Annotated in this window: 15 protein-coding genes; 3 read left to right on the top strand and 12 right to left on the bottom strand. The window is 58.5% G+C overall.

The genetic code is table 11. The features are described 5' to 3' along the window. Positions 1-160: 160 nt before the first annotated feature. From IB254_RS05325 to IB254_RS05315, 3 genes are read right to left on the bottom strand one after another with little or no spacing between them, the layout of a single operon-like run. A complete protein-coding gene (locus IB254_RS05325) occupies positions 161-1,525 on the bottom strand; it encodes an aspartate aminotransferase family protein (protein ID WP_008026032.1) in 1,365 nt (454 codons plus the stop codon). A gap of 58 nt (positions 1,526-1,583) precedes the next feature. Next, positions 1,584-2,942 (bottom strand): glutamine synthetase family protein, encoded by a 1,359-nt coding sequence (locus IB254_RS05320; RefSeq protein ID WP_084320351.1) that lies wholly within the window; start codon positions 2,940-2,942, stop codon positions 1,584-1,586. A gap of 37 nt (positions 2,943-2,979) precedes the next feature. Beyond that, positions 2,980-3,360, bottom strand: coding sequence for a gamma-glutamyl-gamma-aminobutyrate hydrolase family protein (locus tag IB254_RS05315; RefSeq protein WP_192416677.1), 381 nt, complete (start codon positions 3,358-3,360; stop codon positions 2,980-2,982). 278 nt (positions 3,361-3,638) lie between these two features. Here IB254_RS05315 and IB254_RS05310 point away from each other — a divergent pair, with 278 nt between their 5' ends. Further along, positions 3,639-5,015, top strand: a complete 1,377-nt coding sequence (locus IB254_RS05310; protein WP_192416676.1) for a glutamine synthetase family protein — start codon at positions 3,639-3,641, stop codon at positions 5,013-5,015. Positions 5,016-5,242: 227 nt separating this feature from the next. Then, a complete protein-coding gene (locus IB254_RS05305) occupies positions 5,243-5,881 on the top strand; it encodes a TetR/AcrR family transcriptional regulator (RefSeq protein ID WP_008040751.1) in 639 nt (212 codons plus the stop codon). Positions 5,882-6,056: 175 nt separating this feature from the next. Here IB254_RS05305 and IB254_RS05300 read toward each other — a convergent pair whose 3' ends face one another. The 9 genes from IB254_RS05300 to IB254_RS05260 form a co-directional block, all read right to left on the bottom strand. Beyond that, a complete protein-coding gene (locus IB254_RS05300; protein WP_003229256.1) occupies positions 6,057-6,272 on the bottom strand; it encodes a TOBE domain-containing protein in 216 nt (71 codons plus the stop codon). A gap of 33 nt (positions 6,273-6,305) precedes the next feature. Continuing rightward, positions 6,306-7,112, bottom strand: a complete 807-nt coding sequence (gene ssuB / locus IB254_RS05295) for an aliphatic sulfonates ABC transporter ATP-binding protein (protein WP_192416675.1) — start codon at positions 7,110-7,112, stop codon at positions 6,306-6,308. Continuing rightward, positions 7,109-7,891 carry an aliphatic sulfonate ABC transporter permease SsuC gene (gene ssuC, locus IB254_RS05290; RefSeq protein ID WP_192227512.1) on the bottom strand — a complete coding sequence of 261 codons (783 nt, stop codon included), beginning with the start codon at positions 7,889-7,891 and terminating at the stop codon, positions 7,109-7,111. Before ssuC ends, ssuB begins: the two co-directional genes overlap by 4 nt. 8 nt (positions 7,892-7,899) lie before the next feature. Further along, positions 7,900-9,048, bottom strand: a complete 1,149-nt coding sequence (gene ssuD, locus IB254_RS05285) for an FMNH2-dependent alkanesulfonate monooxygenase (protein ID WP_008026018.1) — start codon at positions 9,046-9,048, stop codon at positions 7,900-7,902. A 25-nt stretch (positions 9,049-9,073) separates the two neighbouring features. After that, entirely contained in the window at positions 9,074-10,039 is a 966-nt protein-coding gene (locus IB254_RS05280; RefSeq protein ID WP_192416674.1) for a sulfonate ABC transporter substrate-binding protein, read from the bottom strand. An 89-nt stretch (positions 10,040-10,128) separates the two neighbouring features. Next, a complete protein-coding gene (gene ssuE, locus IB254_RS05275; protein WP_008026012.1) occupies positions 10,129-10,722 on the bottom strand; it encodes an NADPH-dependent FMN reductase in 594 nt (197 codons plus the stop codon). Positions 10,723-11,054: 332 nt separating this feature from the next. Then, positions 11,055-11,693 carry a peroxiredoxin gene (locus IB254_RS05270; protein WP_192416673.1) on the bottom strand — a complete coding sequence of 213 codons (639 nt, stop codon included), beginning with the start codon at positions 11,691-11,693 and terminating at the stop codon, positions 11,055-11,057. Between the two features lie 294 nt (positions 11,694-11,987). Further along, positions 11,988-13,349 (bottom strand): OprD family porin, encoded by a 1,362-nt coding sequence (locus tag IB254_RS05265; RefSeq protein ID WP_192416672.1) that lies wholly within the window; start codon positions 13,347-13,349, stop codon positions 11,988-11,990. Between the two features lie 373 nt (positions 13,350-13,722). Further along, entirely contained in the window at positions 13,723-15,057 is a 1,335-nt protein-coding gene (locus IB254_RS05260) for an OprD family outer membrane porin (protein ID WP_192416671.1), read from the bottom strand. A 361-nt stretch (positions 15,058-15,418) separates the two neighbouring features. Between IB254_RS05260 and tauA the strand changes: the two genes are divergently transcribed. Beyond that, on the top strand, positions 15,419-16,408 hold the full coding sequence (gene tauA, locus IB254_RS05255) for a taurine ABC transporter substrate-binding protein (RefSeq protein ID WP_192227509.1): 990 nt from the start codon (positions 15,419-15,421) through the stop codon (positions 16,406-16,408). Positions 16,409-16,410 lie beyond the last annotated feature (2 nt).

The following is a 16,410-nucleotide window of genomic DNA, read 5'->3' as shown; positions in this document are numbered from 1 at the left end:
CCAAATTTTTTCTTTTTTGAACCACTTTGTTCAGCGGCCGAACCCGGGCAACTGGAACCGCGGCTAGTCTGGCAAGATCGGAGGCGGTCTTTCAAGGAAAGGCCGCCGTTTGCGACTGCCCTGAGCGAAAGTTTCATGTCTCCCGCTCAGAGCCTAGCACTTAGCCCTGCAACGCACTCAGGGTCAGGTCCAGGCACTTGCGTGCCTTGGTCACCAGCTCATCGATTTCAGCCTTGGTGATCACCAGTGGCGGAGCAATGATCATGGTGTCGCCGACGGCGCGCATGATCAGTCCGTTGTCGAAGCAGAACGTGCGGCAGATCATGCCGACGCCCTTGCCTTCGTAACGCTTGCGCGTGGCCTTGTCCTGAACCAGTTCGATGGCCCCCAACAGCCCCACCCCGCGCACTTCCCCCACCAACGGGTGATCGCTCAGTTCCCGCAAACGTTTCTGCAAGTAAGGTGCCGTTTCTGCATGAACGCGCTCGATAATTTTTTCTTCGCGCAGGATGCGGATGTTTTCCAGCGCCACCGCCGCCGCCACCGGGTGCCCGGAATAGGTGAAGCCGTGGTTGAAATCGCCGCCCTCGTTGAGCACCGCCACCACTTCGTCACGCACGATCAGGCCACCCATTGGGATGTAGCCGGACGTCAGGCCTTTGGCGATGGTCATCATGTCGGGTTTGAGGCCGTAGAAATCGGTACCGAACCACTCACCGGTGCGGCCGAAACCACAGATCACTTCGTCCGCCACGAACAGGATGTCGTACTTGGCGAGGATTTCCTTGATGCGCGGCCAGTAGGTGTCTGGCGGAATGATCACGCCACCGGCACCCTGGATCGGCTCGGCAATAAAGGCACCGACGTTGTCCACGCCGATTTCCAGAATCTTCTCTTCCAGCTGATTGGCTGCCCACACACCGAACTCTTCCGGTGTCATGTCGCCGCCTTCACTGAACCAGTAAGGCTGGGCGATGTGGACGATGCCCGGGATCGGCAAGTCGCCTTGTTCGTGCATGTAAGTCATGCCACCCAGGCTCGCGCCGGCCACGGTGGAACCGTGATAACCGTTCTTGCGGCTGATGATGACTTTCTTTTTCGGCTGGCCCTTGATCGCCCAATAGTGGCGGACCATACGCAGCATGGTGTCGTTGCCTTCGGAGCCGGAACCGGTGAAGAACACATGGTTCATGCCTTCTGGCGCGATGTCGGCAATGGCCTTGGCCAGCTCGAGCACCGGCGGGTGAGCGGTCTGGAAGAACAGGTTGTAGTAAGGCAACTCGCGCATTTGCTTGCTGGCGGCATCAGCCAGTTCATCGCGACCGTAGCCGATCGCTACGCACCACAGGCCGGCCATGCCGTCGAGGATCTTGTTGCCTTCGCTGTCCCAGAGGTAAACGCCCTTGGCGTTGGTGATGATCCGCGGGCCTTTCTCTTTCAGCTGCTTGAAGTCGCTGAACGGGGCCAGGTGGTGATCGTTGCTCAGGGTTTGCCATTCACGGGTTTGCGGGTTGTTGCTGGTCATGCGAACTCTCCTAAGATTTCGGTGAAAGGCGCCACAGGAATCAGCAGCGCCCGGCGCATCAGACGGCGAAGAGCAGGAATTCCCGCTCCCAGGAGCTGATCACGCGCTTGAAGTTTTCATGCTCGGCCCGCTTGACCGCGACGTAGCCAGTGATGAATTTCTTGCCCAGGTATTTCTCGATGGTCGCGCTGTTTTCCATGCGCTCCAGCGCGTCCTCGATGGTCAGTGGCAGGCGCAGGTTGCGGCGTTCATAGCCGCGCCCCACCACCGGCGCACTTGGGTTCAAGCCTTCGACCATGCCGATGTAACCGCAGAGCAGGCTCGCGGCAATCGCCAGGTACGGGTTGGCATCAGCCCCCGGCAGGCGGTTTTCCACCCGACGGTTTTGCGGCCCGGCATCCGGCACCCGCAGGCCCACGGTGCGGTTCTCTTCGCCCCACTCCACGTTCACCGGCGCCGACGTATCCGGCAGGAAGCGGCGGAACGAGTTGACGTTCGGGGCGAACAGCGGCAACAGCTCGGGGATCAGTTTCTGCAAGCCACCGATGTGATGCAGGAACAACTGGCTCATGGTCCCGTCTTCATTGGAGAAGACGTTCTTGCCGGTCTCGATGTCGATGATGCTCTGGTGCAGGTGCATCGCGCTGCCCGGCTCGCCGGTCATCGGCTTGGCCATGAAAGTGGCGGCCACGTCGTGCTTGAGCGCGGCTTCGCGCATGGTGCGTTTGAACACCAGGATCTGGTCGGCCAGGGACAGGGCATCGCCGTGACGGAAGTTGATTTCCATCTGCGCCGTGCCGTCCTCGTGGATCAGCGTGTCGAGGTCCAGCTCCTGCAGTTCGCACCAGTCGTAGACGTCTTCGAACAACGGATCGAATTCGTTGGCCGCTTCAATCGAGAACGACTGGCGACCGATTTCCGGGCGCCCCGAGCGACCGATTGGCGGTTGCAGCGGGTAGTCGGGGTCATCGCTACGCTTGGTCAGGTAAAACTCCATTTCCGGCGCCACGATTGGCTGCCAGCCCTTGTCGGAATAGAGCTTCAGAACCTTTTTAAGCACGTTGCGCGGCGACAGCTCGATCGGGTTGCCTTGCTTGTCATAAGTGTCGTGGATCACCTGGGCGGTCGGCTCGATGGCCCATGGCACCAGGAACACTGCATTCGAGTCGGGACGGCAGATCATGTCGATGTCGGCCGGGTCGAGCAGTTCGTAATAGATGTCATCTTCGACATAGTCGCCGGTCACGGTCTGCAACAGAACGCTCTCGGGCAGGCGCATGCCTTTTTCAGCAATGAACTTGTTGGTCGGCGAAATCTTGCCCCGGGTGATCCCGGTCAAGTCGGCGATCATGCATTCGACTTCTGTGATCTTGTGGTCTTTCAACCAATCGGTGAGCTGGTCGAGGTTGTTACTCATAAATGCCTCTTAGGCTGAGTTTCCTGACTCTTATAAGTCAGGCGTTGTTTGACGCACGGGCGTCGCTTGGTACAGATTGCCACTGCAATTGCCGCGCACAAATACCTGCCTCGACGACGGCATGGGTGAACGGGAACAATGCAAGGCGTGCAGAATCACGAGCAATGACCGACACGTTGGTCGGGCCAGCCAGGTAAAACGGTTCTATATTGGAAGGACAACCCGTAAAGAGAATGTCGCGCAGACCGTCCAGAATATCGGACGGGACCAGCCGGTTTGCCGGGGAAGGAAGAGTCGACGACACGCCTTTGGCAACACAGGCCCTGGCGTGAGCGTAACGATCGCCACTGATGTGATAAGCATGCAGACCGATCTGCTTAGAGCAGACGGCGACGCCGATTAACGGCAGGCGAGACATGAAGCACCCCGGTATTATTGCTGTTATGGGTTTGAATCGAGCTTAGCCTTGTTCATTTTTTTACACAACACCCCCGTAAAAAATACAACACGGCCCGCTCAAGCCCGCGGACGGCAAAGCATTCAAAGGCATAAAAACGCCCCAAAGTGCCTCAAAAAAGCCTCATGGGCGCTTTTTTAGGGCAAAAAAGGCCTCGCTTGACTTCGGCATGCCGTTCGGGTTGACTGGAATCCGAAGAGATCAATGATTGATATTTTTAACAACAAAGGTGTTGCATCATGTCGGTACCCCCGCGTGCCGTTCAGCTTAACGAAGCGAACGCGTTCCTTAAGGAACATCCTGAGGTTCTGTACGTTGACCTTCTGATTGCGGATATGAATGGTGTGGTGCGCGGCAAGCGCATTGAACGCACCAGCCTCCACAAGGTTTACGAGAAAGGCATCAACCTGCCGGCCTCTCTATTTGCTCTGGATATCAACGGCTCGACGGTGGAAAGCACCGGCCTGGGCCTGGACATCGGCGATGCTGACCGAATCTGCTATCCAATCCCGGACACCCTGTGCAATGAGCCCTGGCAGAAGCGCCCTACCGCGCAACTGCTGATGACCATGCATGAACTCGAAGGCCAGCCGTTCTTTGCCGACCCGCGAGAAGTGCTGGCCAATGTCGTGCGCAAGTTCGACGAACTTGGCTTGACCATCTGCGCCGCGTTCGAGCTGGAGTTCTACCTGATCGACCAGGAGAACGTGAACGGCCGTCCGCAACCACCTCGCTCGCCGGTTTCCGGTAAACGCCCGCACTCGACACAGGTCTACCTGATCGACGACCTCGACGAATACGTCGACTGCCTCCAGGACATTCTGGAAGGTGCAAAAGAGCAAGGCATCCCGGCCGACGCCATCGTCAAGGAAAGTGCCCCGGCGCAGTTCGAAGTGAACCTGCACCACGTGGCCGACCCGATCAAGGCTTGCGACTACGCGGTCCTGCTCAAGCGCCTGATCAAGAACATCGCCTACGACCATGAGATGGACACCACCTTCATGGCCAAGCCTTACCCGGGCCAGGCGGGCAACGGTCTGCACGTCCACATTTCGATTCTTGATAAAGACGGCAAAAACATTTTTGCCAGCGAGGATCCCGAGCAGAACGCCGCGCTGCGACACGCGATCGGCGGTGTGCTCGAGACCCTACCGGCGCAGATGGCTTTCCTCTGCCCGAACGTCAACTCCTACCGTCGTTTCGGCGCGCAGTTCTATGTGCCGAACTCGCCGTGCTGGGGCCTGGACAACCGCACCGTAGCGATTCGCGTACCCACCGGCGCCGCCGATGCCGTGCGCATCGAACACCGCGTGGCCGGTGCGGATGCCAACCCGTACTTGTTGATGGCGTCGGTCCTGGCGGGCGTGCACCACGGCCTGACCAACAAGATCGAGCCGGGCGCACCCGTGGAAGGCAACTCCTACGAGCAGAACGAGCAAAGCCTGCCGAACAACCTGCGCGACGCATTGCGCGAGCTGGACGACAGCGAAGTCATGGCCAAGTACATCGATCCGAAATACATCGATATCTTCGTGGCCTGCAAGGAAAGTGAGCTGGAGGAGTTTGAACACTCCATCTCCGACCTTGAGTACAACTGGTATCTGCATACCGTTTAAGCGGTTGCAGTGAAAAACAACGCCGCCGGCCTCACAGCCTGCGGCGTTTTTTTATGGCCGCCTGCGGCGGATCGCTAGCAGGCTAGCTCCCACAGTTAATCTCCAGTGAACATAAATTCTGTGTACACCGCAAATCCCCTGTGGGAGCTAGCCTGCTAGCGATGGCGTCCTGGCAGACAACACAGATACCTGCTCGTACAATGCCCGCTGCCCCGCAGGAGACTTCAATGACCCGACTCGCCACCCCACGCAAACCCCGCGCCCGCAGCCAGGCCCGGATCGATTCGATACTCGATGCCGCCCGCACGCTGCTGGCCGCCGAGGGCGTGGCCAGTCTGTCGATCTACAGCGTTGCCGAACGCGCGGAAATCCCGCCCTCCTCGGTCTACCACTTTTTCGCCAGCGTCCCGGCCCTGCTCGAAGCGCTGACCGCCGACGTCCACGCGGCTTTCCGCGCCTGCCTGCAAGCGCCCATCGACCACGATGCGCTTAACGGCTGGCGCGACCTGTCGCGGTTGGTGGAACAACGCATGCTCGACATCTACGACGAAGACGCAGCCGCTCGCCAATTGATCCTCGCCCAGCACGGATTGACCGAAGTCACCCAGGCCGACCGTCAGCACGACATTGAGCTGGGCGACCTGATGCACAAGCTGTTCGATCATCACTTCGAACTGCCTAAATTGCCGACTGACGTTGATGTGTTTGCGCTGGCCATGGAGCTGGGTGATCGCGTTTATGCCCGTTCAGTGCAGCAGCATGGACAGATTACGCCGCGCATGGCCGAGGAAGGGATGCGGGTGTTTGATGCGTATTTGGGGCTGTATTTGCCGCCGTATTTGCCCAAGCGTGCTATTCCTGCCTGATTATTTTTCAGCTGCACTGGCCTCATCGCGAGCAGGCTCGCTCCTACAGGGGAATGCATTCCAAATGTAGGAGTGAGCCTGCTCGCGAAATGCCGCACCGCCAACCTCACTGACTCACATCCATAAAAAACCCCGAAGGGTTCGAACCCTCCGGGGTTGTTGTTGGCACACGCCCTTACAACTTGGCGATCGACACCTCGGTGGATTTCACAAACGCGATCACTTCGCTGCCGACCACCAGCTCCAGCTCTTTCACCGAACGGGTGGTGATCACCGACGTGACGATGCCGGAAGCGGTTTGCACGTCGATTTCCGACAGCACGTCACCCAGTACGATTTCCTTGATCGAGCCTTTGAACTGGTTACGAACGTTGATGGCTTTGATAGTCATGATGTTGATTCCTGTCGTTGGATGAGGCTTGAGTTATTGAGCCCAGCGCAATTGCGTAGGCAAGGGTGAAACAGGTTCCGGTTCCGGTGGCTGGCCGGGCAGCGCGAGGACGCGATTGAGGACTTCGGTTTCCAGCGCAGCCAGCCGATGCGAACCCCGAACCCGAGGGCGCGGCAGTTCCACGTGCAGGTCGAGGCCGACTTCGCCCTCCTCGATCAGGATCACCCGATCGGCAATCGCCACCGCTTCACTGACGTCGTGAGTCACTAGCAACACGGTGAAACCGTGCTTCTGCCAGAGCCGTTCGATCAGTTGCTGCATTTCAATCCGGGTCAGGGCATCCAGCGCGCCCAGCGGTTCGTCCAGCAACAGCAGGCGCGGTTGATGGATCAGCGCGCGGGCCAGGGCCACACGCTGCTTCTGCCCGCCGGACAAGGCCGCCGGCCATTCATTGGCGCGGTCCGCCAGGCCGACCGACTCCAACGCTTCCAGCGCTTGTGGCCGCCAGTCGCCCGAGAGCCCGAGGCCGACGTTATCGATGACCTTTTTCCACGGCAGCAGACGTGCTTCCTGGAACATCAGCCGGGTGTCTTCCCGCGCATCGCTCAGCGGCGCGGAACCGGCGAGCAACTCACCGCCAGTGGGTTTGTCGAGACCGGCGAGCAATCGCAGCAAGGTGCTTTTACCGCAACCACTGCGACCCACCACGGCGACGAATTGGCCGGCCGGAATGTGCAGATCGATCTCGCGCAGCACCTGCCGCGAACCGAAGGTTTTTTGCAGCTTGCGCACCACCAGCGGAATCCCGCGCAGCAGGCGTGGAGGTTGTTGAGCGGTCATGCGGCACCTCCTTTGGCAACTTGATACGCCGGATGCCAGCGCAGCCACACACGTTCAAGTCCACGGGCCGCGAGGTCGGCCAGTTTGCCCAGCACCGCGTACATCAGAATCGCGAGCACCACCACGTCGGTCTGCAAAAACTCCCGGGCGTTCATTGCCAGGTAGCCGATGCCGGAGCTCGCGGAAATGGTTTCAGCAACGATCAAGGTCAGCCACATGAAGCCCAGCGCAAAACGCACGCCGACCAGAATCGAAGGCAATGCACCCGGCAAAATGACCTGACGGAACAGACTGAAACCGGACAAGCCGTAACTGCGCGCCATCTCCACCAGCGCCGGGTCGACGTTGCGGATGCCGTGGTAGGTGTTGAGGTAAATCGGGAACAAGGTGCCCAACGCCACCAGGAAAATCTTCGCCGACTCGTCGATGCCGAACCACAGGATCACCAGCGGAATCAGCGCCAGGTGCGGCACGTTGCGGATCATCTGCACCGAACTGTCGAGCAGGCGCTCGCCCCATTTCGACAGGCCGGTAATGAAGCCCAGCGCCAGGCCGATACCGCCACCGATGGTGAAGCCCAGCGCCGCACGCCAGCCACTGATTGCCAGGTGCGTCCAGATTTCACCGCTGCGCACCAGGCTCACGCCGGCTTCGATCACGGCAATCGGCGCGGGCAGAATCCGTGTCGACAACCAGCCTGCCGACACCGACAACTGCCACACCGCCAACAACAAAATCGGCAACGCCCAGGGCGCCAGGTTGTGGATGATTCTCTTCATGGCGCGTCTCAGCTCTGGGACGCAGCTTTGGGAAGAATGTCGTTGGCGACCATCTCGCCAAACGGGCTGACGTAACCGGCGCTTTTCGGCAGCTCCGGACGCTCGATGTCCAGGTGCGGGAACAGCAACTCGGCGACGCGGTACGACTCTTCCAGGTGTGGATAACCGGAGAAGATGAAGGTGTCGATGCCCAGGTCCGCGTATTCCTTCACGCGGGCGGCCACGGTCGGGCCGTCGCCGACCAGTGCAGTACCGGCACCGCCACGCACCAGGCCGACGCCGGCCCACAGGTTAGGGCTGACCTCCAGGTTGTCGCGACTGCCGCCATGCAGCGCCGCCATGCGTTGCTGGCCCACGGAGTCGAAGCGCGCCAGGGAAGCCTGGGCACGGGCAATGGTGTCGTCGTCCAGGTGCGAGATCAGTCGATCCGCCGCTTGCCAGGCTTCGGCATTGGTTTCACGGACGATCACGTGCAAGCGAATACCGAAGCGCACCGTGCGGCCAAGCTTCGCGGCTTTGGCGCGAACCTGTTCGATCTTCTCGGCCACGGCGGCCGGTGGTTCGCCCCAGGTCAGGACCATTTCCACTTGCTCGGCGGCCAGGTCTTGCGCGGCTTCCGACGAGCCGCCGAAGTACAGCGGCGGACGCGGTTGCTGGATCGGCGGATAGAGCAGCTTCGCGCCTTTCACGCTGATGTGCTGACCGTCGTAATCGACGGTTTCGCCTTCCAGCACGCGACGCCAGATGCGGGTGAATTCCACCGAAGCCTGATAGCGCTCTTCGTGGGTCAGGAACAAACCATCGCCGGCCAATTCTTCCGGATCACCGCCGGTCACCAGGTTGAACAGCGCACGACCGCCGGACAGGCGATCCAGTGTCGCGGCCTGACGCGCAGCCACCGTCGGGGAAATGATCCCGGGGCGCAGGGCGACAAGGAATTTCAAACGCTGGGTCACCGGGATCAGTGACGCGGCCACCAGCCACGAGTCTTCGCACGAGCGGCCAGTGGGAATCAGCACCCCGCCGAAGCCCAGACGATCCGCCGCTTGCGCGACTTGTTGCAGGTAACCGTGGTCAACGGCGCGAGCGCCTTCGGCGGTGCCAAGGTAATGGCCGTCGCCGTGGGTAGGCAGGAACCAGAAGATATTGAGGCTCATGGAGTGGTCTCCTTGGGGAATCGAATTACTGCGCTTTGGCAACGGCTGCCGGCGGCGTCCAGATCACGTCTTTGATGCTGAGCGGCTTCGGAATCAGCTTGAGCTGGTAGAAGCTGTCGGCGATTTTCTGTTGCGCGGCGACCACTTCCGGGGTCAGGAACAACGCACCGTAGCCCTGGCGTTTCACCGAGGTCAGGGTGATGTCTGCCGGCAGGCCGAGCAGTGGCGAGACCTGCTTGGTCACGTCTTCAGGATTGGCCTTGGACCATTCGCCGACGGCGCGCACTTCTTCCACGAGGGTCTTGATCACCTCAGGATTTTTCTGTGCGTAAGGCTTGGTCGCCAGGTAGAACTGATGGTTGTCGACGATGCCCTGGCCATCGCGCAGGGTGTGCGCTTGCAACTGCTGCTCGGCGGCGGCCTGGTACGGGTCCCAGATGACCCAGGCATCGACACTGCCACGCTCGAACGCGGCGCGGGCATCGGCCGGCGGCAGGAAGACAGTCTGGATGTCGGTGTATTTGAGGCCGGCGTCTTCAAGCGCGCGGACCAGCAGGTAGTGAACGTTGGAGCCTTTATTGAGCACGACTTTCTTGCCCTTTAGGTCCTTCACCGATTTGATCGGCGAGTCCTTCGGCACCAGGATCGCTTCGCTGTGCGGCGCAGGCGGTTCGTAGGCGACGTAGAGCAGATCGGCGCCCGCCGCTTGAGCAAATACCGGAGGCGTTTCGCCGGTGACACCAAAGTCGATGGAACCGACGTTCAGGCCTTCAAGCAGCTGCGGGCCACCGGGGAATTCAGTCCATTGCACGTCGACGCCTTGGGCGGCGAGGCGTTTTTCCAGAGTGCCTTTGGCTTTGAGCAGCACCAGGGTGCCGTACTTTTGATAGCCGATCCGCAGGGTTTCAGCTTGTGCTTGAGTAATGGCGCCGAAGGTTACAGCCGCAGCAAACAGAGCGACCAGACCACGACGCAAAATGACAGTGCGCATAGCGCTCTCCTTTTTGCAGTTGGGTTTTGGCTGCACCTGCTGAACCGTTGACGGCTGAGTAAGGTGAGTACATCAAGTCAGGGTGAGGCTTAAATGCTCCAGCGAGCACTCAACAAACGATCATTCAGCAGATTCGGATCGATCGGCTTGGGCCGTCGCGCCATGGCACTGAAGAACAGCTCCAGCGATTCATTCAGTCGTTGTTCCAGCTCCGGCGCCAGCTGCGCCTGGGCGCTGCCTTCGCCGTAAGCGATCTGGCTGTCCACAGCGAAAATCCCGTGGAGCATTTCCTGGGCTTTCAATGCCGACAGCACTGGCTTGAGTGCGTAATCCACCGCCAGCATGTGAGCGATGCTGCCGCCGGTGGCCATGGGCAACACCACTTTGTGCGCCAGGGCGCGTTCGGGCAGCAGGTCCAGCACGGTTTTCAGAGCGCCGGAAAACGACGCTTTGTACACCGGGGTGGCGATCAGCAGGCCATCGGCGTTTTCAATCTGTTGCAACAGGTCGATCACCTTGGGGCTGTCGAACCGTGCGTGCAGCAAGTCTTCGGCCGGGAAGTCCCGTACCTGATAACTCACCACTTCCACACCTTGCTCTTGCAACCAGCGTTGAGAGCGCTCCAGCAGCACCCCGGAACGGGAGCGTTGGCTGGGACTGCCACCGAGTGAGACGACCAGCATTCAGACGATTCCTTGAACGGTGCAGGCGATTCGCAGTGGGCGATCTCGCTTCGATGGAGAGACCTTAACAGGTGATTTATATATCTTTAAATCATATTTATTCATTTGGTTATGCGTTTAAGAGATATGCAAAAACCTTTCTTCCGGGCAAAAAAACAGGCCGTGAAAACGGCCTGAAATTCCCCTGCTTTATGGATGCTGCTGAATCTGAATTCTGTGGCGCCTGATACTCCGTCATCGCGAGCAGGCTCGCTCCCACAGTTGACCGCGTTCTAATGTGGGAGCGAGCCTGCTCGCGATGACGATTTCAGCAGCGCCCAAAATGCTGCGGGTTACTTGTTCGGCTGCGGTGTCAGGCGCAGGTACGGCTTCACCGCGCGATAACCCTTTGGAAAGCGCTTCTTGATTTCCTCTGGATCCTGAAGCGACGGCACGATCACCACTTCTTCACCGTCCTTCCAGTTGGCCGGGGTGGCCACCTTGTAGTTGTCGGTGAGTTGCAGCGAGTCGATCACCCGCAGGATTTCATGGAAGTTGCGGCCGGTGCTCGCCGGGTAGGTGATGGTCAGGCGTACCTTTTTGTTCGGGTCGATCACGAACAGCGAACGCACAGTCAGGGTGTCGTTGGCGTTCGGGTGAATCAGGTCGTACAGGTCCGATACCTTGCGATCAGCGTCGGCCAGGATCGGGAAGTTGACGATCGTGTTCTGGGTTTCGTTGATGTCCTCGATCCACTTGTGGTGCGAGTCAACCGGGTCTACCGACAACGCGATGGCCTTGACCCCGCGCTGGGTGAATTCATCCTTGAGCTTGGCGGTGAAGCCCAGCTCGGTGGTGCACACCGGGGTGAAATCCGCCGGGTGGGAAAACAGCACGCCCCAGCTATCGCCCAGCCATTCATGGAAACGGATGGTACCGGCGCTGGAATCCTGTTCGAAGTCGGGTGCGATGTCGCCGAGTCTGATGCTCATGGTGGGCTCCTGATGAGTAGGTGTAGAACTCAACTGTAGCTTGTGTTGGGGAGTTTAGAAAAAGAATATATAAAGACATTATTAGACCTAAAAAGAATATTAAAGATCTGTTCACTGGACCTGCAAAGTCATCGCGACGACTATCGCTTCCAAGGTTCGAGAAGGCCTTGAGTCGCTGCAAAAGAGGGAACGTTTCGGGATGGGATTACGGGGGTGACCCCACCCCGAAAACGCAAAAGCCCCGCCCGGCGTAATGCCGGGCGGGGCTTTTTTTCAGCGGTTACGCGAGCGCTATTACAACAGCGGGATCGAGTAGCTGACGATCAGGCGGTTTTCGTCCTGGTCGCGCTGACCAGGGACGTCGTTGCGCCAGGTAGCGTTTTTCCACATCAGGCCCAGGTTCTTCAGCGAGCCTTCTTGTACGACGTAACCGACGGTCAGGTCGCGTTCCCACTCAGAACCGTCAGAGCCGTTTTCGCGACCGTTGGCACCCACGGTGTCGATATTGTCGCCACGCAGGTAAACCACACCGGCGGTCAGGCCAGGTACGCCGACTTTGGCGAAGTCATACGAGTAGCGAGCTTGCCAGGTGCGCTCACCGGCGCGGGCGAACTTGGCAATCTGACTGTCGGTAGTCAGGTAAGCCGACGAGCCGTCGCCCTGGTTCAACCAAGGGAAGTCGCTGTTGCCGTTGCTGGCTTGGTAACCGCCACCGAAGGTGTGACCGGCAACGGAGTACAGGAACAAGCCGCTGTACAGATTGTTGTCGACTTTGCCTCGACCGTTAGCGAAACCGGTGTCATTACCGGTAGTGAAGTAGCTCGAGTCGTGGCCATTAGCGCCATCGTCACGGCTATTGAAGTAACGGAAGTCCGACTTCAACACGCCCGGACCGATGGCCCAGTTGTGGACCAGACCCAGGAAGTGCTGCTTGTAGAAGTCTTCCAGGTTACCGTAGTAGTACTGGGCAGTCAGGTCTTTGGTGATTTTGTAGTCACCGCCACCGTAAATGAATTTGTTGCTGTCGCGACCGGCAGCCGTGTGGGCGTTGGCACCAGCGATCGACAACTCTTCGTTGTTGCTGGAGTTACGACCTTTTGCGTGCTCGATCTGACCACCGACCAGTGTCAGGTCTTTGATCTCGTTCGTAGTGATCTGGCCACCCTGGAAGGTTTGTGGCAACAGACGACCGTCGTTGGTCACGATAACCGGCAGTTTTGGCTGCAGGGTGCCCAGCTTCAGTTCAGTCTGGGAGATCTTGGCTTTGGCAGTCAGACCCAGGCTGGAGAAGTTATCAACCGCTTCGCCGTTGGATTTGCTTGGGAAAACAGTGCCGCCGTATGAAGTCGAAGTGGCGCCGTTAGTACCGCCGCCCGAATCCAGACGCACACCCAGCAGGCCGATAGCATCGATACCGAAGCCGACGGTGCCTTGGGTGTAACCGGAGGTGAAGCGCAGATCGAAGCCTTGGCCCCATTCTTCGTTTTTGCTCTGCACACCAGAAGCAGTGGCGGCATCGTGGTCACGGTTATCAGTGTTGATGTAGAAGTTACGCAGCCCCAAAGTAGCTTTGCTGTCTTCGATGAAACCGGCGGCGCCTGCCTGCTGCGCCATAACCCCTACGGCCACAGCCAGGGCCAAGGTGGACTTGTTCATTGTTTCGCTCCTCTCGTTTCTAATTTTTTCGGTCCTGAGTCGAATGCCCTGGATCCTGAAATGTGCGGATACCGCCAACCGCAATCCGCGCGCCACTCAACTGATGTGTCTAAGTCAAGGGTCTAAGCGCGGCGAATGGGCCGGCATGGTAAACGTAAATACATTTATTTCATTCTTTTTCATGCCGTGCGGGAATAAAAAGCGGCATTTTAATCGCTACGGGACACTCGATATCGGCCCCGGCGGGATGCACTTTAGGGGTTTATTTTAAAAGCTAAAAAGAATAATAAATTCCTAAGTAATGCCGAATTAGAATATATGAAAAAATCACAAAAAAACCCCGCCAAACGGCGAGGCTCTTTTGCGCAGCCTGTTACAGGAAGCTGTAGGTGTAGTTGAAGATCAGACGGGTCTGGTCTTGGTCAGCGTTGGTGTTGCCACGATAAGCACCGTGACGCACCGTCGTGCCAAACCCTTTAAGTGGACCGGTTTGAATCACATAGTCTACGCGCAGGTCGGTTTCCCGCTCGTTCAGGTCTTCACCCGCGCCGCTGACGGTCTTGATATCCCGGCCATACAAGTAAGCAGCCGAAGCTTTCAAGCCTGGTACACCCAAAGACGCGAAGTCATAGGTGTACTGACCGTACGTGGTGTTTTCACCGGCACGGATAAAGCTGCCCACAGTGGCATCGGTGAACGAGTAGAAGCTGGCGCCGCCAGCACCTTCGTTGCGACCGTTGCCATCGACAACGTTGCCTTGGTTCAAGAAGACGAAGCCGCCGTCATCGTTGACACGCTGATGCCCAAGCAGGAACGCGTTGCCGCCCAGGGTGTAGGTGAACGTGGCGCTCCAGGTCTTGTTATCGACCTCGCCCCTGTTCTTGGCGAAACCACCGTTGTTGTTGAATTGATAGCCGGCGTCACCGTTCTTGCCGTCGGAGCTGCTGTCGAAATAACGAAGATCGGTCTTGAACGACTGGTTGGGTGCGATCGGGTAGACGTGCACCAGGCCGAGGAAGCTCTGCTTGTAGAAATCTTCCAGGTTCGCGTAGTAGTACTGCAGCATCAGGTCTTTGGTGACTTTCCAGTCAGCACCGGCGTAACGGAACTGATTGCTGTCCTGAGTAGCGCCAGCCACAGACAGGCCAGTGCTGTTGCTGGACGCGCGACCCGTCGCGTGCTCCAGCTGACCTACGTTGAAGGTCACGTTGTCGATTTCCTTCGAGGTGATGGTGCCACCTTCAAAGGTTTGTGGCAGTACGCGACTGTCGTTCGCGATCAGGATCGGCATGTTTGGCTGCAGGGCACCACCGTAGTGGGCCTCTGTCTTCGAGAAGCGTGCCTTGACGTTGCCCGCCACGCGGCTCCACGAACTCTCTGCCGAACCATCGGTATCGCTAGGGCTGAAGGAGTTACTGTCCGGGTGATGGCCCTTGCCGCCGTCCAGATGGATACCGACCAATGCCTGGGCATCGATACCGAAACCTACGACACCTTGGGTGAAGCCCGACTGGTAATCGAACTTGAGGCCTTCAGCGGCTTCTCGCTGACGGTTAGCTGGGGTCTTGGCGCCTTCACGGACATCGGCGTCGAAATAATAGGTACGCGAACTGACGGAAGCCTTGCTGTCTTCGATGAAACCGGCGGCGCCTGCCTGCTGCGCCATAACCCCTAGGGCCACGGCCAGCGCCAAGGTGGACTTGTTCATTGTTAAACTCCTCTCGTCTCTAATTCTTGTATTCCTGGCCCGGAATCAATGTCCCAAGTCCTAAGATGCGCGATTAGCGCCAGAGCGTGACCCACAAGTCAATCGTAACCATGTGTGTCTACGACCATGGTCTAATCCCCGGTTTTTGGTCCGTGCAGGGTCATGATTTCGTCATAAACCTGAAAAGAATGGCTGGATTCTTTTCTAATACCATTTAGGAATTTTGCTCACCGTTTGCGGCCCCGCGGACTAGAGCGGCCCGCTCATAAGCTAATTCCTAAATGGTATTTATTAGGAGTTTTTTAGATCGATTAGGTTTGGAAGCAACTCCGCAACAATTCCTTTCGATAAGGCCTACGCCATGACGACCAAGCGCGCACTATCCAACCCAATTGTTACAGTTTGTGTATCGGTATTATTTTCTTTTTCCGCCCATGCCGCGAACCTCACCGTCGGCTATCAAACCGGAATAGACCCCAGCAAAGTCCCCCAGGCGGATGGACTCTACGAGAAAACCATCGGCCAAAAAATTGACTGGCGTCGTTTCAACAGTGGGCCGGAAGTAGTAACCGCCATCGCCTCGGGCGACGTACAGATTGGCAACCTCGGCTCAAGCCCACTGGCCGCGGCCGCCTCGCGCAATCTGCCGATTGTCGCGTTTATCGTTTCTGCCCAGATCAACGCCGCCGAAGCGTTGGTGGTACGCAACGGCAGCGGCATCGATAAACCGGAAGATCTGATCGGCAAGACCATCGCCACACCGTTCGTTTCAACCTCTCACTACAGCTTGCTCGGCGCCTTGAAGCACTGGGGCCTGGACGCCTCAAAAGTTAAAGTGGTGAACCTGCAACCAGCGGAAATCGCTGCCGCCTGGAAGCGTGGGGACATCGACGGTGCGTTCGTCTGGTCGCCCGCCCTGGGGGAAATTCGCAAGACTGGCAAGACGTTGACTGACGCCGCACAGGTAGGTCAGTGGGGCGCGCCGACTTTTGAAGTGTGGGTGGCGCGCAAGGATTACGCCGAGAAACATCCCGACGTCGTAGCCAAGTTCGCCAAGGTGACGCTGGACTCGTTCGCCGACTATGCGGCACATAAAGACAGCTGGACCGCCGATTCGGTGCCGGTACAGAAAATCGCCAAACTGACCGGTGCCAATGCCGCCGATGTACCGGAACTGCTCGCCGGTTCTGCATTCCCGGACGCCAAGGCGCAACAAACCACCGCGCTGCTGGAGGGCGGCACGGCGAAGGCGATTGGTGAGACGGCGAAGTTTTTGAAGGAACAAGGCAAGGTCGAGACGGTGCTGCCGGACTATTCGCCGTATGTCAGCGCGAAATTCGTCGCTGAGTAATT

This window comes from Pseudomonas sp. PDM03 (assembly GCF_014852385.1).
Lineage (GTDB): Bacteria > Pseudomonadota > Gammaproteobacteria > Pseudomonadales > Pseudomonadaceae > Aquipseudomonas > Aquipseudomonas migulae.
Note: the sequence above shows the minus strand (reverse complement) of the source record. Positions and strands in the feature narration are given on the sequence as shown.